The sequence below is a fragment of the [Zimmermannella] faecalis ATCC 13722 genome (genome assembly GCF_000381765.1).
Taxonomy (GTDB): Bacteria; Actinomycetota; Actinomycetes; order Actinomycetales; family Microbacteriaceae; genus Gulosibacter; species Gulosibacter faecalis.
On record NZ_KB907078.1, the window covers coordinates 114,288 to 130,930 of the forward strand.

The following is a 16,643-nucleotide window of genomic DNA, read 5'->3' on the forward strand; positions in this document are numbered from 1 at the left end:
GCGGGGCGGATGCGCGCGAAATGCGATTGGATGGTCGCGTGCAGCCCGCTGAGATCGTGTACGTCGTGAACCCCGCCTCCGGGCGCGGGAACGCCGTGCCCCACGACGAGCGTGAGCACGTCGAGATCGTGACGGGCGAGACGTTCCGGGAGCTGCACGATCGCGCGATCGCCGCGATCGAGCGGCGGCCCCGCGCGCTCGTCGTGCAGGGCGGCGACGGCATGGTGTCGCTCGGCGCCGCGCTCGTCGACGGTACGGGCATCCCGCTCGGCGTCGTGCCCACCGGCAGCGGCAACGACTTTGCCCGCAGTGCCGGAATCCCCCGCCACGCTCCCGCGGCCACGGCGCAGGCACTCGTGTCGGGCATCCTCGATCGAACCGCGACGACGCGCGCGGTCGACCTGCTGCGCATCCGTCTCGGGGAGCGGCACGCGGTCGCGGTGAACTCGTTGAACATTGGCTTCGACGCCCGCGTCAATCACGTCGCGAACCGGATGCGCCTGCCCGGCACCGCGCGCTACGTCGCGGCCCTGCTGCGGTCGCTGCGGCACTTCGTGCCGTTCACCGCCGAGCTGCGGCTCAACGACGGCGAGGCGCGGATCGACCCGTCGGCGCAGGTGCTTGCCGTCGCGAACGGCGCCTCGTGCGGCGGCGGCATTCGACTCGCGCCCGCCGCGCGGCTCGACAGCGGCGAGTTCGAGCTCGTGCACGTTCGCGGGGCGAGCAAGCTACAGCTGCTCACGCTGTTCCCGATCGCGATGGTCGGCCGGCACACGGGCCTGCGCGTCGTCGACATCTCGCAGGCGAGGCGGCTGCGGGCGCGCATCCCGTCGGGCGTTTATGTGTATGCCGACGGGGAGCGGCTGCGTGGCGCCGACGATCCGCATCCGCTCGACCTCGAGGTGACCGTCGCGCCGGGGGCGCTGCGGCTCGTCGTGCCGGCTGCCGGTTAGGCGCTCGGTCTACCCGCCAGCACAATCTTCCGCCGCACTGCGACATACTCGGTCACACGGCTTGGGATGCCCGCGGTCGCCCACTTGACTGGGTGCACGGCCCGGCTCCCGCGACACGGCGCGGCCCGGGCCGGCCAACTTCCACAAAGGCAGGAGCGCCAATGACGACCCCCGATGACGGCTCGGCAGTGCGGCGGCTCGAGGCCGAGGCGCTCGAGTTCACGCGGCAGCTCATTCGCATCGAGAGCGTGAACACCGGCAGCCTCGCGCCGATCGGCGACGGCGAGGCGCGCGCGGCGCGACTCGTGCAGGAGTGGCTCGCCGAGGTCGGCATCGAGGGCGAGTTCGTCGAGCCGCATCCCGGCCGCGGGTCGTTCGTCGCGCGCATCCCGGGCACCGACCCCACCGCGCCCGCGCTGCTCGCCCACTCGCACCTCGACGTCGTGCCGGTGGATGCGCGCGACTGGACCGCGCCGCCGTTCGGCGCCGAGGTGCGCGACGGGATGCTCATCGGCCGCGGCGCCGTCGACATGAAGCACTTCGCGGGCACGCTCGTCGCGGTGGCGCGGCACTTCGCGCGCGTGGGCGTGCGGCCGCGGCGGGATCTCGTGCTCGCGTTCCTCGCCGACGAGGAGGCCGGCGGGGTGTGGGGCTCGCGCTGGCTCGTGCGCAACCGGCCCGAGCTGTTCGAAGGGGTGACCGAGTCGATCAGCGAGGTCGGCGGGTTCTCGGTGCCGCTCGACGCGTCGGGCCGCCGTGCCTACCTGCTCGCGACCGGCGAGAAGGGCCCGGCGACGGTGGCGCTTACCGCGAACGGCTCGGCCCGGCACGCGTCGGGCCTGTCGACAGAGAACTCGGTGGTGGCGCTCGCCGAAGCGGTCGCGCGCATCGGCGCGTACGAGTTTCCCGTCGCGCGCACGCGCACGCTCGAGGCGTTCCTCGAGGCGTTCGGCCGTGCCCGCGGCCGCCCGTTCGACGAGGCGACGCTTGAGGCCGACCTCGCCGGGCTCGAGATCGCGGGGCCGCTCGTCGGCGCGGGCATCCGCACGACCGCGACCCCGACCGTGCTCACCGCGGGCGGCAAGCCGAACGTCGTGCCGGCCCGCGCATCGGCCCTCGTCGACGTGCGGGTGATTCCCGGGCAGGATGAGCTCGTGCGCGCGACGCTGCGGGAGCTCGCGGGGCCCGACATCGAGGTCGAGGAGCGCGCCTGGTACCGCGGCACGAAGTCGCCGGCCTCGGGGCCGTTCGTCGACGTGCTGCGCGCGGCGATCGCGGTCGAGGATGCGCAGGGCGAGGTCGTGCCGTACATGCTGCCGGCAAGCACCGACAACAAGCACTTCTCTAAGCTCGGGATCGCCGGGTACGGGTTCACGCCGCTGCGGGTTCCGCTCGACTTCGACGTGTTCGCGCAGTTCCACGCGGCCGACGAGCGGGTGCCCGTCGAGGCGCTCGAGTTCGGCGCGCGGGTGACCGCCAGCATCCTCAAGCGGGCGTAGGGCGGTGGGCATCGAGGAGGCGGGTGACCGCCTCGTGAGGTGACGCGAAGCGCCGAATAAGTTGCCAGAAAGCACGGTCGCGGAGGCTCGCGACCGTGCTTTTTTGGCAACCCATGGCACGGATGGCCGGGCGGCGATGAGTGCGAGTGCCCGACCGACGGCAGTCGGTCCCACAAGTCGAAAGATTTGACGTGTCGATGTTGCAACTACGTCATGCCGAATAATAGTGTTCGTCGTACCTAACACCGATCAAGCGCGCGCAATCAGCAGCAAGAGACGAGGGCACAATGACGAGCTGGCGACGAACACGACTGGTATTGGCGACGATCGTCACGGCGGCAATACTCACGGCCTGCGGTGTCGGCACCGACACGAGTGACGAATCCGCCCGAGACAAGCCGGTGGTGCTGACCACGTTCACGGTGCTCGCGGATATCGCGCAGAACGTGGCCGGCGAGCATCTCACCGTGGAGTCGATCACGAAGCCAGGCGCCGAGATCCACGACTACGAGCCGACGCCCGGCGACATTCGCACGGCGTCAGACGCCGTGCTTGTGCTCGACAACGGGCTCGGCCTCGAGCGATGGTTCGAGCAGTTCATTCACGATGCCGACGTGCCCCACGTGGTCGTCTCCGAGGGGGTAACCCCGATCGACATCTCCAAAGACGCGTACGCGGGAAAGCCGAATCCGCACGCCTGGATGAGCCCAAACAACGTGCAGATCTACGTCGACAACATGGTGTCCGCCTTCGTCGAGCTCGATCCCGCACACGCAGACGACTATGAGCGCAATGGTGAGGCCTACAAGCAGCAGCTGCAGGAGGTTGAGGACACCCTCGCCGACGAGCTCGCGGAGCTCCCCCAGAACCACCGTGCACTCATCACGTGCGAAGGCGCGTTCTCGTATCTGGCGCGGGATGCGGGGCTGACGGAGCAGTACCTGTGGGCCGTCAACGCCGACGAGGAGGACACGCCCCAGCAGATTGCCAAGGTGACGGACTTCGTCATCGAGAACGACGTGCCGGCCGTGTTTTGCGAGTCGACCGTGTCGGCCAAACCGATGCAGCAGGTCGTCGAAGCGACCGGGGCGGTGCTTGGCGACACCCTCTACGTCGATTCGCTCTCGGACGCCGACGGGCCCGTGCCGACGTACCTCGACCTGATCCGTCATGACGTCGAGGCGATCACGGCGGGGCTGAGCGGGGCGACCTCATGAGCGTGGCCATCGAGGTTCGCGACCTCTCCGTTCGATATGGCGACACGGTCGCGCTCCGCAACGTAGACCTCGACGTCGCGGCCGGCCGCGTGACGGGCCTGGTCGGCATGAACGGTTCGGGGAAGTCGACACTGTTTAAGTCCCTAATGGGGTTGGTGACACCCGATCACGGTTCGGTTCGCCTCGAAGGCCAGTCGGTCGTTCAGGCACGACGACGAGGCCGCGTCAGCTACGTGCCGCAGAGCGAAGAAGTTGACTGGTCGTTCCCGGTCTCGGTGCGCGACGTGGTCATGATGGGGCGGTACGGCATGCAGGGTCCCACCCGCAGGCCGCGCGCGGCCGACCGGGCTGCGGTCGACGAAGCGCTCGAGATGGTCGACCTCACCGACTACGCAGATCGGCAGATCGGGCAGCTCTCCGGCGGTCAGCGGAAGCGCACATTCGTTGCCCGAGGTATCGCGCAAGGCGCCCAGATACTCCTGCTCGACGAGCCCTTCGCGGGTGTCGACAAGCGTTCCGAGGCAACGATCGTGCGCCTGCTCCGTCGCCTGGCCGATGACGGGCGAACGGTACTCGTCTCGACGCACGACCTGCACGCCCTGCCGAGTCTGGCCGACCAGGCAATCCTGCTGCTCCGACGCATCCTGTTTCAGGGAACCGTGACGGATGCACTCGCGCCCGAGCGGCTCGCACTCGCGTTCGGCCTCGACCCGCGTGACCAAGGCGCTGCTATGACGGGTGATGCGGCATGAATCCCATCGATTTGCTCATCGAACCGCTCTCATACACCTTCATGACCCGAGCGCTCATCGCCACGGTGATCGCGGCGGTGGTGTGCGCGCTCCTGTCGTGCTGGCTCGTGCTCGTCGGCTGGTCGCTCATGGGCGATGCCGTCTCGCACGCAGTCCTCCCCGGCGTGGTGCTCGCCTATGTCGTCGGTGCCCCGTTCGCGGTCGGAGCCGTCGTGTTCGGATTCCTCGCCGTCGGGCTCATCGGCGCGGTGCGTGGAACAAGCCGGGTCAAAGAAGATGCCGCGATCGGAATCGTGTTCACGACGCTCTTCGCGTTGGGCCTCGTGCTCATCAGCGTGACCCCGAGCCAAACCGACCTCAACCACATCATCTTCGGCAACATCCTCGGGATCTCGAACGCCGACCTCGCACAGATCGTGGTGCTCGCGGCAGTCGCATTCGTCGTGCTCATCGTGAAGCGTCGTGACTTCACGCTCTACGCGTTCGACCCGACGCACGCCCACGCCATCGGCCTCAACCCGCGATGGCTCGGCGCGGTGTTGCTCGGGCTGCTCGCGCTCACTTCGGTGGTCGCCCTGCAGATCGTTGGCGTCGTGCTCGTGGTCGCGATGCTCATCATTCCCGGCGCGACCGCGCACCTCCTCACCGACAGGTTCGGGCGGATGCTCGTGATCGCGCCGGCGCTGTCGGCCGGTTGTTCGGTGACCGGCATCTTCCTCAGCTATTGGCTCGATGCGTCGCCCGGTGGCCTCGTCGTCGTGATGCAGGGCGCGGCCTTCACTGTTGCCTACCTGTTTGCCCCACGGCACGGGGTGGCTCGCAAGCTCCTCGCTTCGCGGCGTGCCAAGACGAACGTCAGCTCGATGTCTCCTACTGCTGCGGGGACACCGCATCGGTCGCCGACGCCGTGACCCAAATCGAGTCGGTCGCCGAACGTCCGAGCGCGATGGGGCTGGGATCGCCACTCACCAGAACTTCGAGCGCGCCCGAGTACGGTGCCGCGGGTCGCGTTTCGACGACCGAGCCAACGCCGATCCCACGCTCCGCCAAGAACTGCAGCAGACCCGCATCCGCGTCGGAGATGCGCTCGACCCGGGCCCGTGAGCCGAGTGGCACGGAGCTCAACAGCATCGCGTCAAGCTGCGTCACGTCGCCGTCGGCGCTCGGGATCGGGTCGCCGTGCGGGTCACGGTGCGGATGCCCGAGATGCTCATCGAGGCGTTCGACCATGAAGTCCGACACGGCATGCTCGAGTGACTCCGCCTCGTCATGCACCTGATCCCAGCTGTAGTCGAGCACTTCGACGAGAAACGTTTCGATCAGCCGGTGCCGACGCACCATGGCGACGGCGTGCAGCCGTCCTTCTTCGGTCAGAGTGACGGCGCCGTAGGGATTGTGCTCAACGAGTCCCTGGTCGGTGAGTTTGCGCACTGCGTCGGATGCGGTGGAAAGCTTGACTCCAGTCTTGGCCGCCATCGATGACGGGGTCACTGGATCGTTCGACCACTCCTGCAGGCTCCAGATCGCCTTGAGATAGTTCTGTGTGCTCGTGGAGAGCCGCGACACCGACATGTCGTCAGGGTACCGCGTCGCCTGCCTTGCGAGGTGCGGCTCAGCCCCGCATAGGTTGGCAGAAAGGCCCGGTTGCGAACTCTCGCGACCGGGCCTTTCTGCCAACCTATGGGGCTTGGAAGTGCGCGCGGCCGGGACGCGCATCCGTCACCGCACGTCGTAGCGGAACGACGTTGAGTACTGCTCGAGCCGGTCAACTTCGAGCACGACGACGACCTCCCACTCACCCGTGTCGGGAACATTGACGGCCGAACTGATGAACGTCGTGGTCGTGGGCGAGTCAGGGTCGAGCGGCTCGGGCAGCCGGATCGGGAACGCCACGTCGAGCGCTGCAACGGGCCCGTCGACCTGCTGCAGGCTGGCGTCCACCACCTCCGGCTGCGGCGAGTTCGGCTCGGGTGGCGTCACCGAGATGCGAAAGGTTTGGGGCCCGAGGCGCGCGGGCGCAACCTCGATCGCGAGTTCGTACGGGCCCGCGATCGCGGTCATCGTCGCGACGGGGTGCCATTCGTCGAGCGCGGGCGTTACCGACGACAGCACGCCCGAGATCATCACGATCGCCGCCGCGATACCGGCCTCTCGCCGCACCCGGCGACGCAACCTGGCCGTTTGCCCGGGTCGCGGTTCGGCTCCGGCCGCGAGCCGCCGCTCACGCACACCCCATCGATACCCGAGCAGCCCGAGCCAGAGCACAATCGCGACGAGCCCGAGCTTGACGAGCAGGAGCACGCCATAGGTGGTCGTGAACAGCGCCTCGACCGTTCCAACCGCCGAGACGCCCTGCACGACGCCCGACGCGACGACCGCGGCGGCGCACACGGCCGCGTAGATCGACCAGACAGGGATGCGCGCCAGCCGAGCCGCGGTGAGGCGGCGCCATAGGAGCAGCCAGCCGAGCACGACCAGTCCGCCGATCCAGGCGATGGCGCCAAGCGCGTGCAGCAGCGTTGCGGCGAAGAGGAGACCGTTCGTTCCGCCGTGCCCATTCACCACCACCGACGCGACGGCCACCAGCCCGAGCACACCCGCGAACAGCAGGCGCGTCATGCTGGGCCAGCGGCTGCCGGCCCCGATCGTCACCGCCGCGAGCGCGAGCGCGACACAGCGCATCCACACCGCGAGCGCGTACGGCGTCGCGAGAAACTCGCCGAGTTCGGCGACGACCTCGCCTTCGCCACCACCCGACCGGAGCCAGAAGAACTGTGCCGCGAGCTGCGCGACGCTCGCGGCGATCGCGGCGAGCGCGCCCGCGACAGCGATGCGCCGCACGAGGATGCGCCCGCGGGGCCCCGCACCGAGGACGAGCGCCGCGGGCACGATGCCGAGCGCGAAGACGAGCGCGAGGTAGACGGCACCCTTGGCGACGCCGATGACGAGGGTTAGCTCGGCGCTCGGCTCGGGTGCCTCGGCGAGCTGGGTCATGCCCGCGGGCACGCCCACGCCGAACTGCAGCGAGCCACCAACCGGATGCGTATCGGCCGAGACGACGCGCCAGCTCGCGATATAGACGCCGTCGGGCAGCCCCGATTGCACGGGAATCGTGAGCGTCATGCGACTCGCGTCGAGTTCACCGATCGCGGCGTCGACGCGGTCGCCGTCGGCGTCGAGCACCGAGGTGGGATCGGCGAGCCCGGTCAGGGTGACGGGCTCGTCAAAGGTGATCACCACTTCGCTCGGTGCGGATTCGAGTTCGCTGCCGTGGGCCGGGCTCGTCGACACCGTCGTTGCGTGGGCGTTTGCGGCGGGCAGTGCCGCCCACGGCGCAGGTTGCAGCACCATGAGCACCGTCACGACCAGGCCGAGCACCGACAGCCCGAGGGCGCGAGCCAAGCTCCGAGTGGATGCGCGAACCACCCGCGCCGAGCGCATCAGCGTCGACGACGCGGCGCGAACCACGCCGCAGCGGCCCCGCCGATCGCCACGACGAGCGCGATGACGCTCAGCGTCAGCGGCAGCCAGCTCGGCTGCGCGGCCTCGAGTTCGCTGGCGCCCCCGGTCGACTCCGCCGCCGACTCTGCCGCCGCATCCGCCGGCGCCGAGTCGACGCCGTGGCTGTCGGCCGTGTCACCCTCGGTCGGCACGATGTCGATGCTTGGCGCCGGGTAGTCGGGCTCCGCGTCACCGGTCGCCTGCTGCACCCAGTCGGCCGTCGACCCGTCGGAATACTCCTGCACCGTCGGAAAGTGCACGGTGCCCTCCTCGGGAAGCGGCCCGACCGACAGCGCGAACTCTTGGAACTCGTCTGGCCCGAGGCCCTCGTCGGTTGCTTCCCAGACGACCTCGGTCACGCGCTCCTCCCCGTCGGAATCGGCCTCCCGCACGACTTCGGCCTGCCAGCCGGCAAGCGGTTGCACCCGAACCTGGGTGAACGTGACGTCGTCAGGAATCGTGACCCGCAGCCCGGTCGTACTCGCCGTCGCAGATTCGCTCGGCACCCGGAACGTGAGGAGCGTCCAGGCCCCACCGCTCGGGTTCGAGGCGACCACCGAGACGTGTGCATGCGCGCCAGCAGCACCGGCGAGCACGAGGCTCGCGGCCGCGACGAGCACCGCAACGGCGCGCGCGAGCCATGGCCACGCGCCGCGAGCGGCCGGGACGCGTCGAGAGGTGAGCAGGGCCGTCGTCATGTCGTTTCGCTTTCTTCGAGGCGGGGTGTGTCCCCGCTAATGGTGTCGGTCGTGTCGGTGTCGGTCGTGTCGGTATCGCGATCGAGCAGGCCGAGGATGCGTTGCCGCAACTCGACAAACTCGGGCGCGGCTTCGTCGCGGGGTCGGGGCAGGTCGACGAGCACTTCTTCACGGATCCGCGCCGGCCGAGGAGAGAACACGAGCACTCGGTCGGCGAGCAGCAGCGCCTCGCTCACGTCGTGGGTCACAAGAATCGCCGTGGGGTGATTGCGCTCCCAGAGCTCGAGCAGCCGCCCCTGCAGATTGCGTCGCGTCAGGGCGTCGAGCTTGCCGAGCGGTTCGTCGAGCAGGAGCAACGACGGATCGCCGACGAGGGCCCGGGCCAGCGCCGTGCGCTGCGCCATCCCACCCGACAGTTGTGACGGCCACGCTCCCGCAAATTCGGTGAGGCCGACGGCCTCGATGACCTCGTCGATCGCGTCCGCCGAGTCGCGCAGCTTGCCGCGCGCTTGCGGCCCGAGCGCAACGTTCTGGCGTACCGTGCGCCAGGGCAACAGGGTGGGGTCTTGAAAGACGAGGGCACGGTCAGGGTCAGGGCCGCGCACCGGACTCCCGTTGACGTACACGTCGCCGAAAAGCGGTTTGTCGAGGCCGGCGAGGAGCCGCAGCAGGGTCGACTTGCCGCTACCACTCGGCCCGACGAGCGCGACAAACTCGCCCGGTTTCGCCGAGATCGAGACGTCGTCGAGCACGAGCAAATCCTGACCGCTGCTTCGGAACGCCTGCGTGACGCCCAGGACGTCGACCGCGGCTCCGGCAAGTTGTTTCGTCACCATCGGGTCAGCTCCTTCTCCCAGCGCAGCACGTAGTTGCGCACCTTGAACAGCGCGGTCAGCAACAGTCCGCACACGAGCACCAGCAGCACGATGCCGGCATAGAGACCGGGGAAGTCGCCGAAGCTCTTCTTCCAGTTGAGGAACCATCCGAGGCCCGCGTTCACGCCGAAGTTCTCGGCCACAACGAGCGCCGCGAACGAGGCTCCGAGCGCCATGAAGGCGCCGGTGAAGATGCTCGGCAGCGCGGCTGGCAGGCCGATTCGGAAGACGAGGAACGGCCCCTTCGCCCCGAGCGTCTGCGCGACGTCGAAGTATGAGCGAGGCACGCTGAGGATTCCGGCGCGGGTGAGCACGCTAATCGGGAACCAGACGCTGAGCGCGATCATGAACACGGCGCCGAGGTAGGCGGTTGGTACGAGCACGAACACGATCGGTACCCACGCGAGCGCCGGAATCGGCCCGATAAAGATCAAGATCGGATGCACCCAGTAGTTCACGGCTTTGAACCAGCCGATCGTGATGCCGGTCGCGAGGCCCGCGATGAGTCCGACGACGAACCCGACCGCGAGCAGCAGCAGCGAGTTCCCGACGCTCTCGGCGAGAATGAGCCGCGAGTCCCAGAGCCGCTCCACGATCTCCTGCGGTGCCACGAGATACGGCGGCGCGAAGATCATGGTTTTCGCGGTCGTGAGTTCCCAGAAGAGCAGCCACACGGCCGCCCCGAAGTTCCAGGCGGCGCCGTGCGCGAGGCGCTGCGTCGCCCAGCGTCCGACGCGCCCGCGCGTGGCGCTCGCAACCCAGAGTGCCACCGTTATCGCGGCGAGCACGAGCGCGGCCACCACGACGAACGGCGTCGCGCGCTCGATGTAGCCGGCATCCCGCTGCGGCAGCGCGCTGCTGTCGGGCACGAACACGATCACCGCCGCCAGCGCCAACCACGCGATCGCGCCGGCCGCAATGAGCACGGCACCGGCGCGCACGGGCTGCGTGCTGCGCGAGAGCGCCTCGCCGACGCGATGCCGTAACGCGATCCGGGCGGAGCCTGCGTCATTCTCGTCGCGCGCATCCACCCCGGCGGGAGAGTTCGCGAGGGCGGGCGCTACCTCGACCTGACTCGTCATCTTCGCCTCCTAGAAGTTCAGGCCGAGGTCGACGAACACGTCAGACGCGAGGGCCTCGGCATCGGTGTCGGCGGGCAAGAAGCCGGTCTTGATGTACTTCTCGATGCCGGGCTTCAGCACGTTCTTGAGGTTCTGCGGCGACGGATCGAACGTGAGGGTCTGCAGCACGGGCAGAATTTCTTGCGGCGTGCCGGCCACGTAGTTCAGCCCCGATTCGAGCTCCGCGGTCTCTTCGAGGTTGGCACCCGCCCACCGCGAGCCTTCCGACCACGCGGTCACGAGCTTCCCGGCGGTCACCGGGTCTTCGCTCACGAACGTGTTGTTCAGCACGACCGCACAGCACGGCTGGTCGGCGTTCGCGCTGAGGTTCTGGTTGTTTGACAGCACGCTGGCCCAGCCGGCCTCGACGCCCTCAATAATCGGCAGGTAGCCGCCCTCGGTCGCGATCGCGTCGACCTTGCCGGTCTTGAGCGCCTCGGGAAGCAGTGGTTGTTCGATGACGACCCATTCGACCTCGCCGGCCTCGGGGCTCGAGTTGATGCCGGCATCGAGCAGGTCGAGCGAGAAGAAGTTCGTCGCCGAGCCCTGCAGGTTGCTCACGCCGATTCGCTTGCCCTTGAGGTCGGCGACCTCGCTGATGCTGCCCTCGCTGAGGGTGTAAAGGTCGAGGCAGCCTTGGTGCAGGCCGCCGCTGAGCTTCACCGGCGCGCCGTTGTAGATCGGGCCGAGGTAGTTGAAAAAGATGCCGTTCGAGGCGGCGTACTTGCCGGAGCCGACCGCCTCGACCACGTTCTCGCCCGAGCCCGTCTTCTTCAGCACGACGTTGAGGCCCGCATTCGCGAAGTAGCCCTTTTCGTAGGCCACGATGAGGGGCGCCTCACACACGCCGCTCGGCGCCGTGAGGGCGATCTCGCGATCGGCCCACGAGTTCGTCACGGTGAGCCCACTTGCCGTTGCGGTTTCGCGGCTGCGAATGAACCACCAGCCACCGAACAGGCCCGCGGCGGCCACGGCCGCGCCGACACCGGCTCCCGTGAGCAGCGTTCGCCGTGAGAGCCCCCTCGACTCGTCGGCGTCGGCCGGTGCCGACTCGATGCGGGCGCCGCTCGGCAGCACCTTCTCGTCGGCTTCGGTCGCGTCAGCTTCGGCGCTCGCGTCGAGCTCGGATGCTGTGGGTTCGTCGTCGGGGGTTGGCTGGTTGGCCTCGTCTGTCGCCATCTCGGGTGCTCCTTACGAATGCGGTGTCCTGCCACCGAGCAGTGGCAGTACCTCGAATTCTTCGCAGGGCCGACGGGGTACAAGAAGGCAAATTGCACACTGTGACCGCGGGTGACCGAAAGTTCGCGATTGTGAGGCCGTGTGACGCACACCTCTGGCCGAAGCAGCGCACCCGCGCCTAGCTTCGAGCCACACCAGCCCACAATCCACACCCACACCCACACCACCCCACCGAGTTCTAGGGAGCGTCAATCGTGACGATCAACGAAACCGCAACCGCGCCCGCGGAAGCTACCGCCAGCCGCCCCATCGCGCGCAACATCACCGACCTCATCGGCAACACCCCGCTGCTCGACCTCGACGCCTTCGCGCAGCGCCGCGGCGCGAAGGCGAGCCTCATCGCCAAGATCGAATTCTTCAACCCGCTGTCGAGTGTGAAAGACCGAATCGCCTGGGCGATCATCCGCGAGGCCGAGGAGTCGGGCGAACTCCGCACCGGCCAGCGGATCGTCGACATCACGAGCGGTAACACGGGCGTGGCGTTGGCCGCCATCGCCACGTCGCGCGGATACCCGGTGAAGTTCTACCTCGGCGACAACACGAGCCCCGACAAGCGCAAGCTCCTCGAGACGCTCGGCGCGGAACTCGTCACCGTGCCGAACTCGATCTTCATCGACCCGGAGGGGCTCACCAAGCTGGTCGAGCAGATCGAGCGCGAGCATCCCGAGGCGTACTTCACCAATCAGCTCGGCAACCCTTCGAACCCGACCGAGCACTACCGCACGACCGGCCCCGAGATCTGGCGTGACACCGAGGGCGCCGTCGACGTGTTCGTCGCGGGCGTTGGCACGGGCGGCACGGTATCGGGCGCCGGCCGCTACCTGCGCGAGCAGAAGCCAGACGTGCGCATCGTCGTCGCCGAACCGGGCGACGCATCCCTGCCCACCGAGGAGCAGCCGTATCCGGCCGAGATCGATGGCGTGCACAAGGTCGCAGAGCTCGAGGACGACCAGCTCCCGCCGAACTACGATCGCGAGATCGCCGACGAGATCATCTCGATCGAGGCCGAAGCCGCCTACGCGGTGGCGCGCGACGTGCTGCGCGAGACCGGCTTGTTCGTTGGCGCCTCCGCCGGAGCGACCATCGGCGTTGCGTTGCAGCTTTCGCAGCGCGACGAGTTCGCTGGCAAGACGATCGTCGCGATCGTGCCCGACAGCGGTGAGCGGTACCTCTCTGCCGGGGTCTTCGGCTGACCAATCTTTGCCGGGGAGGGCCGCTGCGCGACGTTCGTGCAGCGGCCCTCCCCGTTGGTTCAGGCGGGACTCGGACCGCCCTCGGCATGAGCTGTCACGCCGCGCGAGGCAGCGCTCGCGCGATTCGTTCGACGGTTTCGGTGAGAATTGCCCGCGGCGTCGCGAAGTTGAGCCGGTAGTACCCGGCAAAGTCGCGGCCGCAGTGCAGGCCGTCGGTGCCGGCGACGCCCGCCTCGCGCAGCAGATACGACTGCAGACTGCCCGAGACCCCATACTCGCGCAGGTCGAGCCACGCGAGATACGTCGCCTCAGCGGGCACGAGTCGCGCTCGGGGCAGTAGGTCGGCCACGAGTCTCGTGAGCAGATCACGGTTGCCCTGCAGGTGGGTCACCAGTTGGTCGAGCCAGTCTCGGCCCTGGTCGTACGCGGCGATCGTCGCGAGGATCCCGAGTGAGGCCGTGGTGTGCGCCGGCCAGCGGCCCACATCGCGCCAGCGGCGCGCATCATCAGGGTTGGTGAAGACAACCTGCGAGGTCTTCAGCCCGGCAATATTCCACCCCTTCGAGGCCGAGGTCGCGGTCACGGTGTGCGCCGCGGCGGCGTTAGAGAGCGACGCGTATGGCACGTGCTGCTTCCCATCGAACACAATCGGCGCGTGAATCTCATCAGCCCACACGCGGCCGCCGTGCCGATCGACGATGTCGACGATGGGAAGTAGCTCGTCGCGCCCGAATACGGTGCCGGTCGGGTTGGCGGGGTTCACGAGCAGCAGCAGCTTCGCACCGCCGACAAATGCGCGCTCGATTGCCTCGATGTCGAGCACCCACGTCGCGCTCGAGCGCACGAGCGGGACCTCGATGATTTCGCGGCCGTGATCGCGAAGCACCTGAAAGAACGGCATATAGGCGGGCGTCGGCACCACGACGGGGCCCGGTTCGGCGAAGTGCTCGAGCGTGAGTTCGAGCGACGTCAGCACCTCGGGAAGCACGCCCACCTGCGCCGGGTCGATTACCCAGTCGTATCGGTCTGCCGTAAACCGGGCGAGCGCCTGACCGACCTCGGCCCGTTCGGCGAGCGTCGAATAGCCGAACGATGCGTCGGTCACGCGCCGCTGAACGGTCTCGAGCACGGCGGGCGCCGTGCCGTAGTCGCTCTCGGCGATAAACGAACCGATTGCGTCGGGGAAGGTCACCCATTTCGAGTTGCCGATCGCGCGCAGCTGCTCGATGGTGAGCCGCTCAATTTCGTCGAACGTCATCGCGTGCTCCGCTCGGTGAGCGCCGTCGCGTGCGCGAACAGCGCGGGCGTGCCTCCGGTGTGCCAGAACAGCACGTCAGCGTCAGCGTCGATCGCGCCCGAGCGGATGCTCGCGAGCAGCGCCGCTGCGGCCTTGGCCGTGTAGACCGGGTCGAGCAGAATGCCCTCGGTGCGGGCGAAGAGGTCGAGCGCCTCGACGCCGTCGTCGGTCAGCGCACCGTAGGCTTCGCCGACATGGTCGGGGTCGAGCTCGACGTCGACCGTGGCAGCTTCGCCGAACAGGGCGAGTGTGTCGCGCGTAAGTACCGCGATGTCTTCAGCCAGCTCCGCGGCGCCCGGCGCGACCGCGACACCTCGGATGCCCGGGCTCGCCCCGGCGAGCAGCGCACGCCCCGCAAGAATCCCGGCCTGCGTGCCGCCGCTCCCGCTCGCGACGACGATCTGCGAGAACTCGACCCGAGCATCCGCTGCCTGCTGCGCGAGCTCGGCGTACGCATTGACGTACCCGAGTGCGCCGATCGCGGTCGACCCGCCGCTCGGAATGAGGAAGGGTCGCCGCCCTTCCTCGCGCAGCCGCGCGGCGACCTGGTCGGCGGTAGCGCGCTCGGGATGCGGGTCGGCGTCGGTCTCGTCCACAAGCACGAGCTCGGCGCCAAAGAGCCGGTCGAGCAGCACGTTTCCCGAGGTGCGGTACTCGACCGAAGCGCCCTGCGGTACGCGCACCACGAGCGTGCTGCCGAGCCCCGCCTTGGCCGCGGCCGCCGCGGTTTGCCGGGCGTGGTTCGACTGCGCGGCACCGACCGTGATCAGCGTGTCGGCGCCCTCCTGGCGGGCCTGCGCCACGAGGTACTCGAGCTTGCGTGCCTTGTTGCCGCCGAGCGCGAAGCCCGTGAGGTCGTCACGTTTGATCCAGATGCGCGGGCCGCCGCCGAGCGCGTCGCGGAGCCGGTCGAGCCGCTCCAGCGGGGTTGGCGCGGTGATGAGTCGCTCGCGATTGGCGTGCAATTGAGCGACGCGGCTGCGCGGGGTCTGGGTGACGAGCTCGTCAAATGGGCTGTGGTGAGGGGTCGAGCGGTCATCGGCGGGCATTCGGTCTCCTCCAAGTCAGCGACGTATGGCGACCGTATGCCGAGCAGGTCGAAATCTGCTCGGGGTGTGCCCGCAGGTTACGGTTCACTACCGCGCGCGACGTCGTTGGCGCGGCCTCCGCGTTCATCGCCGCAGGGGTTGGCAGAAAGGCACGGTCACGAGGGGTCGCGACCGGGCCATTCTGCCAACCTGTGGCGCCTGGATGCGCGGGGCGGGATGCGCGCTAGTCGCAGGTGCCGTCGATCGAGCAGGTGCGCGCGTCGACGCCGGTGCCGAGCAGCGCATCCAGGCCCTGCAGAGCGGGGATGCTCGGGGTTCCGGCCGGCGAGTTCGAAGCTGCGGACTCGCTCGTAGCGGGAGCCGCGCCCTCGGCGACCTGCGCGAGCAGCGCATCCGTCGCCGTGGTTGCCACGACCGATGCGAGGCCTTCCGACCCGGCGCTCACTTTGCGTCCTCCGCGTCGCGCTCGGCGGCGAGCGACCGCACGACCTGCCGGAACGTGTCGAGCGGCAGCGCGCCGGGCGCCGTGTACTTGTGGTCGAACAAGAAGAAGGGCACGCCCTGGGCGCCGAGCATGCGGGCGCGCCGCACCTCGTCGGTCACCTCGCGGTCGAACTCGTCGCTCGCAACGACCTCGCGGGTGCGCGCCTCATCGAGGCCCTGCTTCGCCGCGGCCGCGACGATCTCGTCGACGTCGAACGGGTTCACCTCGCCGGCGAAGTAGCGGCGCTGCAGGTCGAGGAAGAACGCGTCGCCGTCGCCGCCCGCCTCGATGATCGCCTGCCGCACGCGGTGCAGTCGGCGCGTGTTCGCCATCGGGCGCTCGACGGCGTAGGGCCGGTCGAGCTCAGCCGCGAGCGCCTGCACCTGCGACTCCATCTGCTCGACCTGCTCGCGCGGCATGCCCTTGCGCTGCGCGAGGTGGTCAATGTTCGTCTCGCCGCCCGCGTTCTCGGGGGCTGACGGGTCGAGCTCGAATGCGTGCAGCTCGATCTTGAAGCGGTCGCTCAGGCCCTCGGCCTCGAGGGCGTCGTTGAGGCGCGATTCGCCGATGTAGCACCAGGGGCAGACAACGTCGGTCCAGATGTCGATGGCGATCGGGTCGGTGAAGGACGCAGTGCTCTCGGTCATACGTGAGGAAACGCCGGATGCGCGCGGGTATTCCCTGACCCGACCTCCCTGGCCCGGCGTGCCCAGCCCGCCCTAGCCCCGCGTACTGGCCCTTGCCTATCCACCCCTGCCGTCACCG

16 protein-coding genes are annotated in these 16,643 nt (G+C 68.8%); 6 read left to right on the forward strand and 10 right to left on the reverse strand.

All coding sequences use genetic code 11. The annotated features are described in order from the left end of the window. Nucleotides 1-20 precede the first annotated feature (20 nt). From G328_RS14720 to G328_RS0107590, 5 genes are all read left to right on the forward strand, one after another. Nucleotides 21-953 carry a diacylglycerol/lipid kinase family protein gene (locus tag G328_RS14720; protein ID WP_187325745.1) on the forward strand — a complete coding sequence of 311 codons (933 nt, stop codon included), beginning with the start codon at nucleotides 21-23 and terminating at the stop codon, nucleotides 951-953. 161 nt (nucleotides 954-1,114) lie between these two features. Next, nucleotides 1,115-2,452: a M20/M25/M40 family metallo-hydrolase gene (locus G328_RS0107575; protein ID WP_019618744.1), complete on the forward strand. Its 1,338-nt coding sequence runs from the start codon at nucleotides 1,115-1,117 to the stop codon at nucleotides 2,450-2,452. A 287-nt stretch (nucleotides 2,453-2,739) separates the two neighbouring features. Continuing rightward, nucleotides 2,740-3,669 carry a metal ABC transporter substrate-binding protein gene (locus tag G328_RS0107580; RefSeq protein ID WP_026339734.1) on the forward strand — a complete coding sequence of 310 codons (930 nt, stop codon included), beginning with the start codon at nucleotides 2,740-2,742 and terminating at the stop codon, nucleotides 3,667-3,669. Beyond that, nucleotides 3,666-4,421, forward strand: coding sequence for a metal ABC transporter ATP-binding protein (locus G328_RS0107585; RefSeq protein WP_019618746.1), 756 nt, complete (start codon nucleotides 3,666-3,668; stop codon nucleotides 4,419-4,421). Before G328_RS0107580 ends, G328_RS0107585 begins: the two co-directional genes overlap by 4 nt. Continuing rightward, a complete protein-coding gene (locus tag G328_RS0107590; RefSeq protein ID WP_019618747.1) occupies nucleotides 4,418-5,332 on the forward strand; it encodes a metal ABC transporter permease in 915 nt (304 codons plus the stop codon). The genes G328_RS0107585 and G328_RS0107590 overlap by 4 nt, the downstream gene beginning before the upstream one ends. Here G328_RS0107590 and G328_RS0107595 read toward each other — a convergent pair. From G328_RS0107595 to G328_RS0107620, 6 genes are all read right to left on the reverse strand, one after another. Beyond that, complete coding sequence (locus tag G328_RS0107595; protein ID WP_019618748.1) at nucleotides 5,292-5,993, reverse strand: metal-dependent transcriptional regulator; 702 nt, start codon at nucleotides 5,991-5,993, stop codon at nucleotides 5,292-5,294. The two genes, G328_RS0107590 and G328_RS0107595, sit on opposite strands and share 41 nt — an antisense overlap. A 147-nt stretch (nucleotides 5,994-6,140) precedes the next feature. Then, nucleotides 6,141-7,823: a copper resistance CopC/CopD family protein gene (locus G328_RS0107600; protein WP_019618749.1), complete on the reverse strand. Its 1,683-nt coding sequence runs from the start codon at nucleotides 7,821-7,823 to the stop codon at nucleotides 6,141-6,143. A gap of 38 nt (nucleotides 7,824-7,861) precedes the next feature. Continuing rightward, complete coding sequence (locus G328_RS14725; RefSeq protein ID WP_019618750.1) at nucleotides 7,862-8,620, reverse strand: YcnI family copper-binding membrane protein; 759 nt, start codon at nucleotides 8,618-8,620, stop codon at nucleotides 7,862-7,864. Beyond that, a complete protein-coding gene (locus G328_RS0107610) occupies nucleotides 8,617-9,456 on the reverse strand; it encodes an ABC transporter ATP-binding protein (RefSeq protein WP_019618751.1) in 840 nt (279 codons plus the stop codon). The genes G328_RS14725 and G328_RS0107610 overlap by 4 nt, the downstream gene beginning before the upstream one ends. Continuing rightward, nucleotides 9,450-10,577 (reverse strand): ABC transporter permease, encoded by a 1,128-nt coding sequence (locus G328_RS0107615; protein WP_019618752.1) that lies wholly within the window; start codon nucleotides 10,575-10,577, stop codon nucleotides 9,450-9,452. The genes G328_RS0107610 and G328_RS0107615 overlap by 7 nt, the downstream gene beginning before the upstream one ends. A 9-nt stretch (nucleotides 10,578-10,586) precedes the next feature. Further along, a complete protein-coding gene (locus G328_RS0107620; RefSeq protein ID WP_019618753.1) occupies nucleotides 10,587-11,795 on the reverse strand; it encodes an ABC transporter substrate-binding protein in 1,209 nt (402 codons plus the stop codon). 254 nt (nucleotides 11,796-12,049) lie between these two features. Here G328_RS0107620 and G328_RS0107625 point away from each other — a divergent pair, with 254 nt between their 5' ends. Then, nucleotides 12,050-13,048 (forward strand): PLP-dependent cysteine synthase family protein, encoded by a 999-nt coding sequence (locus tag G328_RS0107625; RefSeq protein ID WP_019618754.1) that lies wholly within the window; start codon nucleotides 12,050-12,052, stop codon nucleotides 13,046-13,048. Between the two features lie 94 nt (nucleotides 13,049-13,142). On the opposite strand, the gene G328_RS0107630 is transcribed toward G328_RS0107625, so the two are convergent. From G328_RS0107630 to G328_RS0107645, 4 genes are all read right to left on the reverse strand, one after another. Further along, a complete protein-coding gene (locus tag G328_RS0107630) occupies nucleotides 13,143-14,306 on the reverse strand; it encodes a MalY/PatB family protein (RefSeq protein ID WP_019618755.1) in 1,164 nt (387 codons plus the stop codon). Further along, nucleotides 14,303-15,394 carry a D-cysteine desulfhydrase family protein gene (locus G328_RS0107635; RefSeq protein ID WP_019618756.1) on the reverse strand — a complete coding sequence of 364 codons (1,092 nt, stop codon included), beginning with the start codon at nucleotides 15,392-15,394 and terminating at the stop codon, nucleotides 14,303-14,305. The genes G328_RS0107630 and G328_RS0107635 overlap by 4 nt, the downstream gene beginning before the upstream one ends. A 223-nt stretch (nucleotides 15,395-15,617) precedes the next feature. Continuing rightward, a complete protein-coding gene (locus G328_RS0107640; protein WP_154651547.1) occupies nucleotides 15,618-15,806 on the reverse strand; it encodes a hypothetical protein in 189 nt (62 codons plus the stop codon). A 29-nt stretch (nucleotides 15,807-15,835) separates the two neighbouring features. After that, nucleotides 15,836-16,525, reverse strand: coding sequence for a DsbA family oxidoreductase (locus G328_RS0107645; protein ID WP_019618758.1), 690 nt, complete (start codon nucleotides 16,523-16,525; stop codon nucleotides 15,836-15,838). Nucleotides 16,526-16,643 lie beyond the last annotated feature (118 nt).

Bases quoted from the DNA above. Each gene is read 5' to 3' on its own strand.
- G328_RS14720 (WP_187325745.1), top strand. From the start codon at position 21: ATGCGATTGGATGGTCGCGTGCAGCCCGCTGAGATCGTGTACGTCGTG.
- G328_RS0107575 (WP_019618744.1), top strand. From the start codon at position 1,115: ATGACGACCCCCGATGACGGCTCGGCAGTGCGGCGGCTCGAGGCCGAG.
- G328_RS0107580 (WP_026339734.1), top strand. From the start codon at position 2,740: ATGACGAGCTGGCGACGAACACGACTGGTATTGGCGACGATCGTCACG.
- G328_RS0107585 (WP_019618746.1), top strand. From the start codon at position 3,666: ATGAGCGTGGCCATCGAGGTTCGCGACCTCTCCGTTCGATATGGCGAC.
- G328_RS0107590 (WP_019618747.1), top strand. From the start codon at position 4,418: ATGAATCCCATCGATTTGCTCATCGAACCGCTCTCATACACCTTCATG.
- G328_RS0107595 (WP_019618748.1), bottom strand. From the start codon at position 5,993: ATGTCGGTGTCGCGGCTCTCCACGAGCACACAGAACTATCTCAAGGCG.
- G328_RS14725 (WP_019618750.1), bottom strand. From the start codon at position 8,620: ATGACGACGGCCCTGCTCACCTCTCGACGCGTCCCGGCCGCTCGCGGC.
- G328_RS0107610 (WP_019618751.1), bottom strand. From the start codon at position 9,456: ATGGTGACGAAACAACTTGCCGGAGCCGCGGTCGACGTCCTGGGCGTC.
- G328_RS0107615 (WP_019618752.1), bottom strand. From the start codon at position 10,577: ATGACGAGTCAGGTCGAGGTAGCGCCCGCCCTCGCGAACTCTCCCGCC.
- G328_RS0107620 (WP_019618753.1), bottom strand. From the start codon at position 11,795: ATGGCGACAGACGAGGCCAACCAGCCAACCCCCGACGACGAACCCACA.
- G328_RS0107630 (WP_019618755.1), bottom strand. From the start codon at position 14,306: ATGACGTTCGACGAAATTGAGCGGCTCACCATCGAGCAGCTGCGCGCG.
- G328_RS0107635 (WP_019618756.1), bottom strand. From the start codon at position 15,394: ATGCCCGCCGATGACCGCTCGACCCCTCACCACAGCCCATTTGACGAG.
- G328_RS0107645 (WP_019618758.1), bottom strand. From the start codon at position 16,525: ATGACCGAGAGCACTGCGTCCTTCACCGACCCGATCGCCATCGACATC.